Annotated in this window: 13 protein-coding genes; all 13 read left to right on the top strand. The window is 65.8% G+C overall.

What is annotated here, in order from left to right:
* Nucleotides 1-337 precede the first annotated feature (337 nt).
* The 13 genes from ppdK (at nucleotide 338) to QP381_RS05070 (ending at nucleotide 15500) form a co-directional block, all read left to right on the top strand.
* Nucleotides 338-3046 carry a pyruvate, phosphate dikinase gene (gene ppdK, locus QP381_RS05130; protein ID WP_006680749.1) on the top strand — a complete coding sequence of 903 codons (2709 nt, stop codon included), beginning with the start codon at nucleotides 338-340 and terminating at the stop codon, nucleotides 3044-3046.
* A gap of 460 nt (nucleotides 3047-3506) precedes the next feature.
* On the top strand, nucleotides 3507-3923 hold the full coding sequence (locus tag QP381_RS05125; protein WP_285068016.1) for a DUF4418 family protein: 417 nt from the start codon (nucleotides 3507-3509) through the stop codon (nucleotides 3921-3923).
* Between the two features lie 121 nt (nucleotides 3924-4044).
* The gene (locus tag QP381_RS05120) at nucleotides 4045-4812 is read left to right on the top strand and encodes a DUF6273 domain-containing protein (RefSeq protein WP_285068015.1); all 768 of its coding nucleotides are present in this window, start codon (nucleotides 4045-4047) and stop codon (nucleotides 4810-4812) included.
* 68 nt (nucleotides 4813-4880) lie between these two features.
* Complete coding sequence (locus QP381_RS05115; RefSeq protein WP_243440758.1) at nucleotides 4881-6005, top strand: FtsX-like permease family protein; 1125 nt, start codon at nucleotides 4881-4883, stop codon at nucleotides 6003-6005.
* 15 nt (nucleotides 6006-6020) lie between these two features.
* Entirely contained in the window at nucleotides 6021-7229 is a 1209-nt protein-coding gene (locus QP381_RS05110) for an ABC transporter permease (RefSeq protein WP_006680753.1), read from the top strand.
* A 1-nt stretch (nucleotide 7230) separates the two neighbouring features.
* Nucleotides 7231-7950, top strand: a complete 720-nt coding sequence (locus QP381_RS05105) for an ABC transporter ATP-binding protein (RefSeq protein ID WP_179370134.1) — start codon at nucleotides 7231-7233, stop codon at nucleotides 7948-7950.
* Between the two features lie 126 nt (nucleotides 7951-8076).
* A complete protein-coding gene (locus QP381_RS05100) occupies nucleotides 8077-9675 on the top strand; it encodes an FTR1 family iron permease (RefSeq protein ID WP_219585618.1) in 1599 nt (532 codons plus the stop codon).
* Nucleotides 9676-9716: 41 nt separating this feature from the next.
* On the top strand, nucleotides 9717-10349 hold the full coding sequence (locus tag QP381_RS05095) for an iron transporter (RefSeq protein WP_006680756.1): 633 nt from the start codon (nucleotides 9717-9719) through the stop codon (nucleotides 10347-10349).
* Nucleotides 10350-10451: 102 nt separating this feature from the next.
* A complete protein-coding gene (locus QP381_RS05090; RefSeq protein ID WP_006680757.1) occupies nucleotides 10452-11714 on the top strand; it encodes a DUF2318 domain-containing protein in 1263 nt (420 codons plus the stop codon).
* 46 nt (nucleotides 11715-11760) lie between these two features.
* Nucleotides 11761-13032 (top strand): ABC transporter permease, encoded by a 1272-nt coding sequence (locus tag QP381_RS05085; RefSeq protein ID WP_207326468.1) that lies wholly within the window; start codon nucleotides 11761-11763, stop codon nucleotides 13030-13032.
* A gap of 5 nt (nucleotides 13033-13037) precedes the next feature.
* Nucleotides 13038-14201 carry an ABC transporter permease gene (locus QP381_RS05080; RefSeq protein WP_006680759.1) on the top strand — a complete coding sequence of 388 codons (1164 nt, stop codon included), beginning with the start codon at nucleotides 13038-13040 and terminating at the stop codon, nucleotides 14199-14201.
* A gap of 10 nt (nucleotides 14202-14211) precedes the next feature.
* On the top strand, nucleotides 14212-14952 hold the full coding sequence (locus QP381_RS05075) for an ABC transporter ATP-binding protein (RefSeq protein ID WP_006680760.1): 741 nt from the start codon (nucleotides 14212-14214) through the stop codon (nucleotides 14950-14952).
* Complete coding sequence (locus QP381_RS05070) at nucleotides 14949-15500, top strand: FMN-binding protein (RefSeq protein WP_006680761.1); 552 nt, start codon at nucleotides 14949-14951, stop codon at nucleotides 15498-15500. The genes QP381_RS05075 and QP381_RS05070 overlap by 4 nt, the downstream gene beginning before the upstream one ends.
* Nucleotide 15501: the final 1 nt, after the last annotated feature.

Raw genomic sequence — 15501 nt, 5'->3', positions numbered from 1 at the left:
CGCGCGAGGTGTAGGTGGTGACGCGTGTCGGTGGGTTTTGTGTTCCCGGGTGCACTTGGTGCGACGGTTTTGCGTGTTTGAGCTCGGGTGTGTCGCGTCAGGTGCAGTGCGTCGAGGGGCCTCGTCGATGGGAAGTGGAACGAGGCGTAGGCACACCTCTGCCCCTACTGAAACAGCCTGAAAATGTCATATATGCGACAAACTGCCTAAGCGAACTGCAAAGATGTTGAAAACAAAGGTAAAGCATTCGGTGACCTAAGTCCCTTTTTGCTATTCTTCCCACTAGCGGCCCGATGGTGGGCCACTTTTACGTGATCGACGGAAGTTGAGGACCTCAATGGTCAAATATGTGTATGACTTCTCCGAGGGCGACAAGTCCATGAAGGACCTGCTCGGAGGTAAGGGTGCAAACCTTGCGGAAATGACGAAGCTTGGACTGCCCGTTCCCCCCGGATTCACCATCACCACCGAGGCATGCCGCGCATACCTCAAGGATTCGATTGTTCCCGAATCCCTGGAAACTGAGGTGACCACCGCTCTTCGCCGCGTCGAAGATCAGATGGAACGCCACCTGGGTGACCCCTACAACCCGCTCCTTGTCTCGGTGCGTTCAGGCGCAAAGTTCTCGATGCCGGGCATGATGGAAACCGTCCTCAATATCGGTCTGAACGACGACTCGGTTCAGGGTCTCGCAAAGATCTCGGGCAACGAGCGCTTCGCATGGGACTCCTACCGTCGTCTGATCCAGATGTTCGGCAAGACGGTTCTCGACATTGATGGTGACCTGTTCTCCGACGCCCTGGACGATCTGAAGGCAGCTCGTGGCGTCAAGGGCGACACCGAATTGACCGCTGACGACCTGAAGGGCCTCGTTGAGACCTTCAAGAAGATCGTTTCCGAGCAGAAGGGCATGGACTTCCCGCAGGATCCTCGCACCCAGATGGATATGGCCATCGAAGCCGTGTTCCGCTCCTGGAACACCGAGCGCGCACGCATCTACCGTCGTCGTGAGCGCATCCCTCACGACCTGGGCACCGCAGTCAATATCTGCACTATGGTCTTCGGTAACATGGGTGAAGGCTCCGGCACCGGTGTCTGCTTCACCCGCGACCCCTCGTCCGGCCACGCAGGCGTGTACGGCGACTACCTTGAGAACGCTCAGGGTGAGGACGTCGTTGCAGGTATCCGCAACACCCTGTCCCTCGCCGACCTCGAGAATATCGACAAGGCTTCCTACGACAAGTTGCGTGGCATCATGCGCAAGCTTGAAACCCACTACCGCGACATGTGTGATATCGAGTTCACCATCGAGCGCGGCAAGCTCTGGATGCTCCAGACCCGCGTTGGCAAGCGCACCGCTGCCGCCGCATTCCGTATCGCCATCCAGCTGACCGAAGAAAAGCTGATTACCCGCGACGAGGCCCTGACTCGCGTCACCGGCGATCAGCTGACCCAGCTGATGTTCCCGCAGTTCGACTCGAAGGCTGCCAAGGAACTCATCGCACGTGGCATGGCCGCTTCACCGGGCGCAGCAGTCGGCAAGATTGCCTTCGACAACGCTCAAGCTGAGAAGTTCCACGCTGACGGCGTCAAGTGCGTTCTGGTTCGTCGCGAAACCAACCCGGATGACCTGCCGGGCATGGTTGTCGCCGAAGGCGTTCTGACCGCCCGCGGTGGCAAGACCTCGCACGCTGCAGTTGTCGCGCGTGGTATGGGCAAGACCTGCGTCTGTGGCGCCGAAGCACTCGAGATTGACGCCGAGGCCGGCACCGTCGTCATTGATGGCACCACCTACACCTCCGACGACACGATCGCGATCGACGGTCAGACTGGTGAAATCTTCATCGGCGAGGTCCCGGTTACCGACTCTCCGGTCACCACCTACCTGTCGCACGGCCTCGAAGCTGGCCTGATTGCTGCCGGCAACGACGAAGGCACCCAGGAACTGGTTAAGGCGGTTGACAAGATCCTGCAGCGCGCCGACAAGGTTCGTCGCCTGAGCGTCCGCGCCAACGCTGACACCCCGACCGACTCGCGTCGCGCGATCGAGTTCGGCGCTGAAGGCATCGGTCTCTGCCGTACCGAGCACATGTTCCTCGGCGCACGTCGCCCACTGGTTGAGCGCGCAATCCTCTCCGCACCGGGCTCGAAGGAACGCGCCGCAGCGTTCGGCGAACTCGAAAAGCTTCAGAAGCAGGACTTCCTCGAGATGCTCGAGGTCATGGATGGCAAGTCGATGACCGTCCGCCTGATTGACCCGCCGCTCCACGAGTTCATGCCGGCACTGTCCGAGCTGGAAATCAAGGTTGCTGTCGCGAAGGCGACCGGCGAAGCTGATCCGGCTGACGAGAAGATGCTGGCTGAGGTTCGTCGCTTCCACGAGCAGAACCCGATGCTCGGCCTGCGTGGCGTCCGCCTCGGCATTTACCTGCCCGGCCTGTTCGCCCTGCAGATGCGCGCACTCTGCGAGGCAGCCGCTGAACTCGTTTCCCGTGGCCTGTCCCCGAAGCCGGAAATCATGGTTCCGCTGGTCGGCTCCGTCCGCGAGCTCCAGCTGATCCGCGAAGAGGGCGAAGACATTATCGCCGAGGTCGCAGCCGAGCGTGGCGTTGACCTGTCCGGTGTCACCATCGGCGCAATGATCGAGCTTCCGCGTGCAGCAATGACCGCTGAAGATCTCGCTGAAGAAGCTGACTTCTTCTCGTTCGGCACGAACGACCTGACTCAGACCGTCTGGGGCTTCTCGCGTGACGACGTCGAAGGCGTCTTCTTCCCGCACTATATTGAGGCCGGCATCTTCGGTGTTTCGCCGTTCGAGTCCATCGATGTCCACGGTGTTGGCACCCTGGTCCGCGAGGGCGTGACGCGCGCTCGTTCGACCAAGCCGAACATCAAGCTGGGTGTATGTGGCGAGCATGGTGGCGATCCGCTGTCGATCCACTTCTTCCACGAGGTCGGCGTCGATTACGTGTCGTGCTCGCCGTTCCGCGTCCCGGTTGCTCGCCTTGAGGCTGGCCGCGCCGCGGTCCTCACCGAGGAGGCCTGAGCCGATTCCGCGGCCCGGATCGTGCGCCCGTGGAACGGGAGTCGGTCCGGATCGTGCTCTCCCGTCGCCGATGAGCGGCGATGAGAGCCCGTCGAACCTCGGAGCCCCCGCCCTCGACCGTCGTGGCCGAGAGCGGGGGCTCCGCCTTCCCCGGGATCGGGCGGCTACTGCGGTGGTCTATGGTGTGAAGGTGGCTGCGAGCACTGAGAACTCCTCGGGGTCGGCATCAGCGAGCGGGATCGGGCGACGTCGCCTTCCGCCTGTTTCCGCTCGATTATCGCGTATGTCGAAGGCTCTCGGGTGCTTCCGGTTTCCGGAATCCCAGGATCGGAGATCCGCGTTCCGGAGGCCCGCGTTCCGGCGGTGCCCGCAGATTGACAATTTAAGTAAGGATGCCCTTAACTATATGTGTCCAACCTTGTCAGCATATGCGCTCGTTAAAGAACAGAGGAACGAACCCATGTCGAAGAAGAATCTGGCGCTTGCCGTCACCCCAGCAGCGTTGAGCGTCCTGCTCATCCTCGGGGTCATGACGGTCTTCTCCGCCTGCCCCCGTCGAGAGGACGGCACCTGGATGCACTGTCACCAGTGTCAGAACACGGTAGCTGCGGGAGGCGTTGGCCTCGTCGTCCTCTTCGGGACCGCCACTTTCGTGAAGAACAGGGGTGTGAGGATCCTTCTTCAGCTTCTCGCCGTCATCGCGAGTGTTGTCCTCTTCTTCGTCCCCGGCGGGATCTGCCCCATGTGCATGATGAAGAACATGCGCTGCTACACCGTATTCCAGCCCTTCACCCGGGTGATGACGGGTCTCATCGCCCTGTCCGGCGCAGGGGCGCTCGCCTCCGTGGCGAAGCGTGGCGAGCGGACCGTCGCCTGAGGTGAGGGCGCGTGCCATCGCGCTTCCGCCCTCCCCTGCGAGGCGGAAGCGGCGCGCGATCGTCGTCGGGGTCGCGTTGCTTGCGCTCGCGCTCGCCCTCTTCGGGATCCACCGCCTTCGGATGGACGCCGCCTATCGGGAGGCTCTCCGCCTTGAAGAGGTCGGCGAGCGCGAAGGGGCCTACCGCGCCTATTCGCGCCTCGATGGGTACGCCGACTCGGCCGAGCGCCTTCGGGGGATGACCGAGGCGGACCCCGCCCTCCCTTATCGTTCGGCGAAGAAGGGGGATCTCATCGAGTTCGGCTCCTTCGAACAGGACGGCGATGCCGCGAACGGCCCGGAGCCGATCCGCTGGATCGTCCTCGACCGGATCGACGGGAGGCTGCTGCTGCTCAGCCGCGATTCCCTCGACGCCGCCCCCTACCACCGCGTCCCCTTCGAGCCCGTCACCTGGGAGCGCTCCGACCTCCGCAGATGGATGAACTCGGACTTCCTCGCGGCAGCTTTCAATGAAAGCGAGCTCTCCCTCGTCCCGACGGTCGAGGTCCCCAACACTCCGCAGTCCACGACCGGCACCGCTGCGGGCCCCGCGACGAAGGATCGCGTCTTCGCGCTGAGCGAGACCGAGGCCTCGATCTACATCTCCAACGCCGTCGAGCGCGCCGCGCTCGGTTCGGCCGCCCTGTCTGCGGCCGTCGACAACGACGATCTGCCCGCGGACGAGGAGGGGCGGGCCGACTGGTGGTTGCGCTCCCCGGGGACCTACGACTTCACGGCGCAGTACGTCGACCGTGAGGGCGTACGCCACGGCTCCGGTGCCGCCGCCGATGCGACCTACGGAGTCCGTCCGGCCCTGTGGCTCGATACGAGCGCGGGAGGTGCCGGGTGATGAGGCACGACCGTCTTTCCCTGAGGGGCCTCCCGCTGAAGAGCGCGCGGGCCCGCCCGCTGAGGACGATGATCATCGCGCTCCTCGCGCTCGCGCAGACCGCCTGTGCGCTGACGGGCCTGCTCCTCGTGCAGTCGACGAGGGCGGAGCTCTCTCTGGCTCGAGACAGACTGGGCGCGGACGTCGTCGTCTACCCCTCGGCGGGCTTCCTACAACTCGACAAGTCCTGCATCCAGATGGTCGGTAGCCCCGTCCTCTTCCACAAGGAGCGCTCAACTCTGTCGCGTCTGAACTCCAACGAGGACATCGATCGCATCGCCTATCAGCTCTACCTGTCGGACGCGAGCGGTGGGGGGGAGCCCCTCTGGATCATCGGTTTCGACCCCGCCTCCGACTTCGTCGTCGCGCCCTGGCTGCGCGAGGGCCCCGATCACGTGGTGCCGGAGGGATCCGTCGCGGTGGGCGCCGATGTGGCGGTGTCGCGGGAGGGCACGGTGACCCTCTTCGGCGAGGAATGGCCGGTCGACTCCCATCTCGAGAGGACCGGCGCCGAGCTGGACAAGGCGGTGCTCGTGCCGATAGGCTCCCTCGAGCGGGTGATCGCCGCCGCGGTCGCCACAGGCGACGATTCCTATGCCTCTATCGACCCGCATGCCGACTACTCGGTCGCGCTGCTACGACTCAAGGAGCGCTCCGACGCGGAATCGGTGACGAACTGGATCAACCTCTACATCCGACGCGTGACGGCCGTCCATTCGGAGGAAGCGCTGGCGGGGACCGCCTCCTCGGTGTCCGCGCATTCGTCCATGCTCGCCGGGGTCGCGGCCCTGACGTGGCTGATCCTGCTCGGGGCGCTCGCCGTCGCCCAATGGGCGCTGTTCAACGAGCGGCGCCGCGAGGCGAACGTGTGGCGGATCCTCGGGGCTTCGAGGGCCCTCGTCGAGCGCGTCCTCCTACGGGAGGCGCTCATGGTCCACGCCTCGGGGGCTCTGCTCGGGGCGCTCGTGGCAGCGGGGCTCGTCGCCCTCATCGGCGTCGCGCCCGTGAGGAGCGAGCTCGTCTCCCCGGGCAACCTCGCCACGCTCGCCGCCGCGGCGATGGCGATGAGCCTCCTCGTCGCCTGGATCGGCGCAAGGGCCGTGCTTCCGAGGCTGTTGCGAGCCGCCGACGACTCGATGCTGTTGACGACGTAGGAAGGAGACGGATCCATGCGTTCTTTGAGGGAGCTGCCCCTTCGCGCTCTGCGCGCGCAGCCGATTCGCGCCTTCGCGCTGTTCATATTCGCAGCGCTCATGGCCTCGGCCGTCTTCGGGGGAACCATCCTCGTCCAGGGGATCTGCGGCGGCTTGGCGACGGTGGAGGCGCGTCTCGGGGCCGATGTGCTCGTCACCCCGAGCGATGCCGGCGGAGATTTCGACGCCCAGACCTTCCTCCTCGAGGCCGAGCCGGGCTATTTCTACATGGATGCGGGAGTCGTTGCGAGGGTCCGCGATGTCGTCGGCGTGGAGAAGGCATCTCCCCAGATCTTCCTCGCATCCGCGAGGGCGAGCTGCTGCTCGGGGAGATACCAGGTCATCGCCTTCGATCCGGAGACGGATTTCGCCATTCAACCGTGGATCGCCGACACGACGGGCGACGTGGAGATCGGCGAGATGGACGTCCTCGTGGGAGCGAACGTCACCGTACCGGTCGACGGCTCCTTCAAGATCTACGGTCGGACTCTCAGGGTCGTCGGCCAGTTCGATCCGACAGGCTCGACCCTCGACAACGCCGTGTACGCGAACTTCGACACGGGCAGGAGCCTCATGGCGGCCTCCTTGGAGAAGGGACTGAACAAGTATCAGGACGCCGATCCGGGGAGCGTCGTGTCCTCGGTTCTCGTCCGCGTCGCGGACGGCGAGGACGCGGAGGCAGTCGCTCAGCGGATCCGCGAGAACGTGGACGGGGTCTCCGTTTCGACGGCGAAGAGCATGGTCTCGGGGATCTCGGAGACGCTCGTGCGGACATCGCGCGCGGTCGCGCTGCTCGTGGGCGTCGTATGGGCGGTCGGATCGGGGATGAGCGTCCTCGTGTTCACGATGATGATTCACGAAAGGGCTCGGGAGTTCGCCCTCCTCAGGGCGATGGGCGTGAGTCGCTCGCGGCTCGGACGTCTCGTCCTCGCGGAGTCCGCGGCCGTCGATCTGGCCGGCGCGCTCGCGGGCATCGTCGTGTCGGGGGTCCTGCTCTCGGCCTTCCGGGTGCTGGTCAGTCAAATGCTCGGCATCGGGTTCCTCATGCCGGGGCCCTTGGAGTCGGGACTCATCGCCCTCGCCGCGCTCCTGGTCGCCCTGGCCTCGGCGGGAGTCGCGGGGTGGGTCTCGATTCGCCGTATCGGTGCGATGGACGTGGGGCTCGTCCTCAGGGAAGGGGAATGACGTGACTCTTGAAGCGAAAGGCGTGAGGAAGGACTTCCCGCGCGTCCGCGGCGGAGCGATGTTCTCGGCGGTCGAGCCGGTGGATCTTCGCCTGAACCCCGGCGAGTTGCTGGTGATTCGCGGACGCTCGGGGAGCGGTAAGAGCACCCTGCTGTCGATGATGGCGGGGATCCTCGCGCCGACGGAGGGGGCCGTCCTGATCGACGGCGAGGATCTGTACGCCCTCCCGGATGCCGTGGCCTCGGCGCTCCGCAACGAGCGGATCGGCGTGATCCCTCAGGGGCACACCGCGCTACGCAGCCTGTCGGTGCTGGAGAACGTCCTCCTCCCGTCGATCATCCGGGCGCGAGTCGAGCAGGAGGGGGTCCGCGAGCGGGCGGAGGCCCTGCTGGAGGGCGTCGATCTGGCGCCCCTGGCCGACGCTCGCCCCGATGAGCTCTCGGGAGGGGAACTGCGTCGGATGGCTGTGGCGCGGGCGCTGGTGATGCGGCCGGAGACGGTCCTCGCCGACGAACCGACCGCGGGGCTGGACGCGGGGAACGCCCAGACGGTGCTGAGGATGCTCCGGCGTGCGGCGGACGAGGGTGCGGCGGTGCTCGTAGTGACGCACGAGGATGAGGCCGTTCATTTCGCCGATCGTGTGATGGTGATGGAAAGCGGAGTCCTGCGCCTTGGGGATGCCCCGCGCGGAGGCTCTCCCACCTGCGAAGATCTCAAATAGGTAACTCTTCGGTGACTTATTTCTGAATTTGCGGAGGTTAGGCTAAACTAATTCTGGCGATTTCGGGGTCGGCATGGTCCCCTCGCCCTCATCAACATCGACAAGCGGAATTCTGGAGGAACACGGGTGGGCGTATCGACATCCTCGACGACGGCATTGACGAGGCGTCCCTGGATCCTCTTCGCCCCGCTCCTCCTCGCCCTCCTCATCGGGGTCCTCGCCCCGGCCGCTGCGCGAGCCGAGGGCGCCGTGTCCAGCTGGGGCGCGGTCGCCGAGGAGATGGGTGAGATCCTGGATCAGGCCGAGAAGGACTATCTGGCGGGCGATGTCGAGGCGGGTAAAGACGGGGTGAATACCGCCTACTACCGGCGTTATGAGACCCTCGGCTTCGAGAAGCAGGTCATGGCGCGCATCTCGGGGAATCGGGTCTCCACCGTCGAGATGAAGTTCTCCCTCGTCAAGAAGGCGATGAGCGATCATGACGACGCTGCGGTCGCTCAGCACCTCACCGATCTCAAGAACTACCTGCGCGAGGACGCCAAGACCCTCGACGGCGCCGGGAACTCGGCTGTCTCGAACGACTACAGCCCGGGGGCCTGGGGGCGCGTCGCGAAGGAGATGGGTGAGATCCTGGATCAGGCCGAGAAGGACTATCTGGCGGGCGATGTCGAGGCGGGTAAAGACGGGGTGAATACCGCCTACTACCGGCGTTATGAGACCCTCGGCTTCGAGAAGCAGGTCATGGCGCGCATCTCGGGGAATCGGGTCTCCACCGTCGAGATGAAGTTCTCCCTCGTCAAGAAGGCGATGAGCGATCATGACGACGCTGCGGTCGCTCAGCACCTCACCGATCTCAAGAACTACCTGCGCGAGGACGCCAACACCCTCGACGGCTACGTCGGCGAGGCGGCCGCCCCCACGAGCCCTTGGCTCTCGGGCTTCCTCCCCTCGCTCCTCGTCATCCTCCGAGAGGGCATGGAGGCGATCCTCGTCGTCGCCGCGATCCTCGCCTACCTCGGCAAGGCCGGGCACAAGGACAAGTCGAAGATCGTGTGGATCGGGGTCGCGCTCGCCCTCGTCGCCTCCGCGGCCCTCGCCGTCCTCTTCTCCTCGTTCGCGAATCTCGCCGGAGCCAATCAGGAGCTCCTCGAAGGCTTCGCCGCCCTCTTCGCGGTCGCCATGCTCATCTGGGTCTCGAACTGGATGGTCTCGAAGTCCTCCAACGAAGCCTGGGACCGTTACATCAAGGGTCAGACGGATGCCTCGCTCACTCGCGGCTCCCTCCTCGGCCTGGCCGCCATCGCGTTCCTCGCGGTCCTTCGCGAGGGCGCCGAGACGATTCTCTTCTATGTGCCGGTCATCTCCCACGCGGGCGCGGCCATCGGGCACGTGTGGATCGGCATGGGCGTCGGCCTCGCCGTCCTCGTCGTGGTCTACCTCCTCATCCAATTCGCCGCCCTGAGGATTCCGCTGCGCCCCTTCTTCGCGGTCACATCGCTGCTCCTGGCGGTCATGGCCGTCACCTTCACCGGATCTGGCATCAAGGAGCTCCAGGAGGCCGACGTTCTGCCCCTGACGCCTCTTGACGGCCTCCCGACCATCGACCTCTTGGGGATCTACCCCCGAGTGGAGAACCTCTCCGCACAGGCAGCGGTTCTCGTCATCATCGTCGGCCTGTACCTCTGGGGGAAGCGGCGCATGCGCCGCGCGATCCCCGAGAAGTGACGAACCGTCGAACCATCCCACACTGACATGGAGTTTGATTCATGAAGCGCTCACTTAGCACCATCGGCGCGGCCGTCGCGGCCGTCGCCCTGATGACCGGCCTCTCGGCATGTTCTTCCCAGACCGCAGAGACCGAGAAGCCCGCGGAAATGGCCACTCAGTCCAGCGAGAGCGAGGCTGCTGCGCCCGGCGAGGACGCCGGCTTCGACGAGTTCCCCCTCGGCGACGACGTATTCTCCGGCCCTCTGAAGATCTCCGGCGTCTACTTCCAGCCGGTCGACATGGAGCCCCAGGTCCAGACCCCCGCCAAGGACTCCTCGATGCACATCGAGGCTGACATCTCCGCCGTCGAGGGCAACGATCTCGGCTACGGCGTCGGCGACTTCATCCCGGGCCTCAAGGTCGACTACAAGATCCTCGGTGCCGACGGCAACGCCGTTCTCGAGGGCACCTTCATGCCGATGAACGCCTCCGACGGCCCGCACTACGGCCTCAACCTGCCGAAGCTCGACGCCGGCACCTACACGGTTCAGTTCATCGTCCACTCCCCCGAGGAGAACGGCTGGCTCCTCCACACCGACGAGACCACGGGCGTCAAGGGGCGCTTCTGGACCGAGCCGATCACCGCGGAGTTCAAGGATTGGAAGTGGGACCCCTCCGCTGTAGAGTGGTGACCACGTGACGGACGGGCCGGAGGCGGACTCCGGCCCGTTGTCGTGCCCTCGTGATGACGCCGACGCGCCCCCGCGTCGCGACGACGAGAATAAGGATGAACGATGATCGAACAGATGAGCCAGGCGACTCTCGCGCTGCTCCTCACCGCTCTCGCTGCGGGAGCGGCCATCGGCGCGCTACCGGCGCGAGAGCGCGGCAGATCCGGTAGAGCCGCCCGGAGATGGGCCATCGGCATCGGTGCCGTCGCCGGGTTCGTCTCCGCCTTCGTCCTCACCCTCGTCAACACCCTCGCGCCTCGCGCCGTCAATCGGCAAACGGTCGCCCTGTGGACCCTGCCCCTGGCCGTCCTCCTCGCGATCGCCTTCGTTTCGCTCTTGGCGCTGCGGGCGCGCCGGGCGCCGAGCGCGCCCCTCGACTCCGCTCTCCTCCTCGTGATGAGCGCCTACCTGGCGCTCATCATCTTCCGCGCGGCTCCCACGGCGATGGCCCAGGCGGTCATGATGTTCCCTCGGGGAATCGAGGTCTTCGCGACGACTACGATGCTCGCCCTGGTCGGCTACGTCCTCGGCTGGCTCATCCCCCTCGCCCTCGGCGCCCTCTCCTGGAGGATCGTCTCCCTCGGTCGACGCAGGACCTGGCCGATCGCCCTCGTCGTGGCCGTCCTCGCCCTTACTCACGTCATGCTCGTCGTGCGCATCCTTCAGGCGCAAAGGGTCGTCTCGATGTCGAACGAGGCCTTCACCGTGCTCTCCTGGCTCATTAACCACGAAGCCGTATTCCCGATCGTCGCGATGTTCGTCCTCCTCCTCGTCGCCGCTCTCGTCGTCCGCGAGGGACGATCCCTGCCCCGAGTCGGCTCCAACCCCGCCGAGGGGCGCCTCTACCGCGCCCGCGCCCGCGTCTGGAAGACGATGGCCGGGGTGGCGGCGGGCGGCTACCTGTGCGGCGCGCTGCTGGTCACCCTCGGCGTCGTCGTCGGCTCCGCCGAAGTCGAGCTCTCCGAACCGGAGTCCTACTCCGTTGTCGAGGAGCGTGCGGTCATCGACATCGCGGACATCTCCGACGGCCACCTCCACCGCTACGCCTACACGACCTCTTCGGGGGTCGAGGTCCGCTTCATCGTCATCCAGAAGGCGGGCGCCTCCTTCGGCGTCGGCCTCGACGCCTGCGAGATCTGCGGGCCGACCGGCTACTACGAGAAGGACGGGAAGATTATCTGCAAGCTCTGCGAAGTCGCGATGAACATCGCGACGATCGGATTCAAGGGCGGCTGCAACCCCATTCCGATCGAGTACGAGGTCTCCAACGGGACGCTGACGGTCCCGCTGTCGGTCCTCGAGGCGAATGCGAGCGTCTTCGCATGAGCCCTCTCGTTTTCCGACCCCACAAGGGAGAGGATCTGATCCCATGATGTTCCTGAGAATGCTGGTGGGGGCTCTGGCGCGCAGGGGCGAGCGTCACCTCCTCATCGCCGTGACGGTCGCCCTCGGCGCCGCCGTGGCCACGTCCATGCTCTCGGTGATGTTCGACGTCGGGGACAAAGTCAACCAGGAGTTGAAGTCCTACGGCGCGAACATCGTTGTGCGACCGCGCGGCGCGGCGGTCCTCCAGGACCTCTACGGCGCTCACTCCCCCGCGCAGACCTTCCTCCGCGAGGACGAGCTCGGCCGGATCAAGACGATCTTCTGGACGTACAACATCCTCGACTTCGCCCCGCTGCTGTCCGTCGACGCGGTCGGCCCCTCGGGGGAGCCCGTCGCGCTCACCGGGACCTGGTTCGATCACCACCTCGACCTGGAGACTGAGGAGACGCTCGATACCGGCCTCGACAAACTGCGGGCCTGGTGGACGGTTACCGGCCAGTGGGTCGCAGACGAGGACCCCGAGGGTGCGATGGTCGGTGAAGGCTACGCCGCGGCGCATGGCCTCGCCCTCGGCGATCCCCTGACCCTGAGCAGGGACGGGCGCTCCGTTGAGCTGAAGGTGCGCGGGATCTTCGAATCGGGCGACGAGGCCGATTCCGGCGTCTACGCGAACCTGGCTGTCGCCCAGGACCTTCTCGGAGAGCCCGGAGCCGTCAGCTCCGTCGAGGTGTCCGCCCTGACGACCCCGGACAACGACCTGGCGCGGAAGGCAGCGAAGAATCCGGAGTCCCTGTCCGTGTCCGAGCGTGAGACCTGGTACTGCACCGCCTACGTCTCCTCCATCGCCTACCAGATCGAAGAGGTCATGACCGATTCCGTGGCCAGGCCCGTTCGGCAGGTCGCCGAATCGGAGGGGACCATCCTGGAGAAGACGCAGCTCCTCATGCTCCTCGTCACCGTCCTCGCCCTCGTCGCCTCCGCGCTGGCCATCGCGAATCTCGTCACCGCGAACGTCATGGAGCGCTCCGGGGAGATCGGTCTGATGAAAGCGATCGGGGCGAAGAACCGCTCGATCATCGCCCTGCACCTCAGCGAGATCGCAGTGGTCGGCCTCGTCGGAGGGGCCCTCGGCTACGGGGGCGGGATCGGGCTCGCGCAGATCATCGGGCGGATCGTGTTCGGCGCCTCGATCTCCTTCACCCCGGTCGTCCTGGTACTCGTCTCGCTCCTCGTCCTGCTCGTCGTCCTCAGCGCGTCGATCCCGGCCATCCGCTACCTGCTGCGGCTCAACGCCGCGGAAGTCCTCCACGGAAGGTGAGAGAGATGAAGCGTCGCACAATGTTCTGGCGGATGGTCTCCTCGTCGATCCTGAGGAGGCGCTCCCGCGTCCTCATCGCCGTTCTGGCCGTCGCCATCGGCGCCACGACCCTGTCGGGCTTGGCGACCATCGCCCTGGAGGTCCCCGCTCAGCTCGCACGCGAGGTCCGCTCCTACGGCGCGAACCTCGTTGTCTCCCCCGTTTCGGGGAAGGACTCCATGAGCGCCGAGTCCCTCGAGGCGATCCCCTCCCTCGTGCCGAAGGGGGCCCTCGTCGGCTCGGCGGCCTTCGACTACGAGGCGATCAGCGTCAACGATCGGCCCTACGTCGCCGCAGGAGCCGATCTGGAGTCGGTGCGCGCGATGAACCCGTACTGGTACGTCGAGGGGGAGTGGCCGCAAGGACCCGACGAAGTGCTGATCGGCGAGGAGATCGCGGACACGATCGGCGCTTCGGTCGGGAAAAGGATCTCCGTCGTCCGCCTCGAGGAGGCGGACGAGCGCGCCCAGTCCGGTGGGGCCGAGGCGAAGACGAGCGTCGACTTCACCGTATCCGGGGTCCTCAAGACCGGGGGCACGCAGGACTCCTACATGTACATGACCTCGCAGGCGATCTCCGCCCTGACCGGCGTCGAGGCGCGCGCGACGGTCGCGGAGTACTCGATCGCTGTCGAGGGCCCGGTCCTGGAGGGCGTCGTCGCGGCCATCAACGACTCCGTGCCCGGAGTGTCGGCGCAGGCCGTCAAGCGCCTCGCGCAATCCGACTCCGGCGTCATCTCGATGCTGCGCTCCCTGCTTGTCATCATCGCCGGCATCGTCCTCGTCCTCACCCTGATCGGGGTGTCCACGACGATGGTCGCCATCGTCGCCGAAAGGCGCAACGAGATCGGCCTGCGCAAGGCCCTGGGCGCGACTTCGCGCTCCATCGCCCTCGAATTCATCGGCGAGGGTGTGCTCCTCGGTCTGATCGGCGGTCTGATCGGCGTCGTCCTCGGGTACGGTCTCGCCTCGGGGATCAGCTACAACGTGTTCCACCGGAGCATCTCCCTTCCGCCGTTGATCGCTCTCATCACGGTCCTCGCATCCGTGGCCGTCGCCGTCCTCGCCTGCCTGCCCCCGGTGCGCCGAGCCGCCGCCGTCGACCCCGCCCTCGTCCTACGTGGAGAATGAAGGAAGAATCATGACAGACACGATGCCGACGCCCCTTCTCGATCTGGAGGGGGTCTCGAAGATCTACGGCGACCTCCACGCGCTCGACGACGTCTCCTTGACCATCGGGCGTGGGGAATGGGTCTCCATCGTCGGGCCCTCCGGATCGGGCAAGACGACCCTGATGAACATCGTCGGGTGCATGGACACCGCGTCCAAGGGACGGGTCCGCCTCGACGGCCAGGACATCTCGGATCTCACGGGGGACGAGCTCACGGAGATCCGCCGCTCCACGATCGGGCTTGTATTCCAGCAGTTCCACCTCATCGGGCATCTCACTGCGCTGGAGAACATCATGGTCGCCCAGTACTACCACTCGATGCCCGACGAGAAGGAGGCGATGGAGGCCCTCGACAGGGTGGGCCTCGCCGATCGCGCCACCCATCTGCCCCGTCAGCTCTCCGGCGGCGAGCAGCAGAGGGTGTGTGTGGCGCGCGCGCTCATCAACTACCCGAAGCTCATCCTCGCCGATGAGCCGACCGGCAACCTCGATGAGACGAACGAGAGGATCGTCCTCGACCTGTTCGGGCGACTCCACGAGGAGGGCACGACCCTCATGGTCGTCACGCACGACGCCCTGGTCGCCGGCCGAGGCCAGCGCGAGATCGCCCTCGATCACGGGCGCATCTTCAAGGAGACGTGGCACGATCACGACGCGCTCGAGGCGGGGCTCGAGTCGGGAACGGGGAAGAGCAAGGTGGATCTGCGATGAACGCGAAGCGCGGGGCCCTGAGGGCCGGGATCGTGGGACTCGGCGCGATGATGCTCGCCGCATGCGCTTCCTCGCCGGGCGTCGACATGAGCGTGCCGATGAAGGACGGTGAGTGGAAGGGCCGTTCGAACGCGGACGATCAGGGGGCGATCGGGGTCATCACGATCACGGTCGAGGGTGGCGACATCACGAGCACGAGCTACGAGACCCTCCAGGCTAACGGAACGGACAAGGACGTCGACTACGGGAAGAGCTCCTCCGGGGAGGTCTTCAACGAGGACTACTACGAGAAGGCGCAGAGGGCCGTCGAATCCTTTGCGCGCTACTCGCAGGAGCTCACCGAGAAGGACGATCCCGCGAAGGTCGATGTCGTGTCGGGCGCGACCGTCGCGCACCGCCAGTTCATCCAGGCCGCGATCCGGGCGATCTCCGCGGCCCAGGGGGTCGACGACTCTGGGGCGAACGGCGTGGAGATCCCGGGGCTGGAGGAGTCGACCCGCATCGGGGACGCGGATCTCGACAAGGACCTCGGCGGGACGGACCGCTAGC

This window comes from Pauljensenia sp. UMB6358 (assembly GCF_030216865.1).
Taxonomy (GTDB): domain Bacteria; phylum Actinomycetota; class Actinomycetes; order Actinomycetales; family Actinomycetaceae; genus Pauljensenia; species Pauljensenia turicensis_A.
Note: the sequence above shows the minus strand (reverse complement) of the source record. Positions and strands in the feature narration are given on the sequence as shown.

What these genes read in the sequence shown, in the direction of transcription:
- ppdK (WP_006680749.1), top strand. Translation starts at nt 338, where the DNA reads ATGGTCAAATATGTGTATGACTTCTCCGAGGGCGACAAGTCCATGAAG.
- QP381_RS05125 (WP_285068016.1), top strand. Translation starts at nt 3,507, where the DNA reads ATGTCGAAGAAGAATCTGGCGCTTGCCGTCACCCCAGCAGCGTTGAGC.
- QP381_RS05120 (WP_285068015.1), top strand. Translation starts at nt 4,045, where the DNA reads ATGGACGCCGCCTATCGGGAGGCTCTCCGCCTTGAAGAGGTCGGCGAG.
- QP381_RS05115 (WP_243440758.1), top strand. Translation starts at nt 4,881, where the DNA reads ATGATCATCGCGCTCCTCGCGCTCGCGCAGACCGCCTGTGCGCTGACG.
- QP381_RS05110 (WP_006680753.1), top strand. Translation starts at nt 6,021, where the DNA reads ATGCGTTCTTTGAGGGAGCTGCCCCTTCGCGCTCTGCGCGCGCAGCCG.
- QP381_RS05095 (WP_006680756.1), top strand. Translation starts at nt 9,717, where the DNA reads ATGAAGCGCTCACTTAGCACCATCGGCGCGGCCGTCGCGGCCGTCGCC.
- QP381_RS05090 (WP_006680757.1), top strand. Translation starts at nt 10,452, where the DNA reads ATGATCGAACAGATGAGCCAGGCGACTCTCGCGCTGCTCCTCACCGCT.
- QP381_RS05085 (WP_207326468.1), top strand. Translation starts at nt 11,761, where the DNA reads ATGTTCCTGAGAATGCTGGTGGGGGCTCTGGCGCGCAGGGGCGAGCGT.
- QP381_RS05080 (WP_006680759.1), top strand. Translation starts at nt 13,038, where the DNA reads ATGAAGCGTCGCACAATGTTCTGGCGGATGGTCTCCTCGTCGATCCTG.
- QP381_RS05075 (WP_006680760.1), top strand. Translation starts at nt 14,212, where the DNA reads ATGACAGACACGATGCCGACGCCCCTTCTCGATCTGGAGGGGGTCTCG.
- QP381_RS05070 (WP_006680761.1), top strand. Translation starts at nt 14,949, where the DNA reads ATGAACGCGAAGCGCGGGGCCCTGAGGGCCGGGATCGTGGGACTCGGC.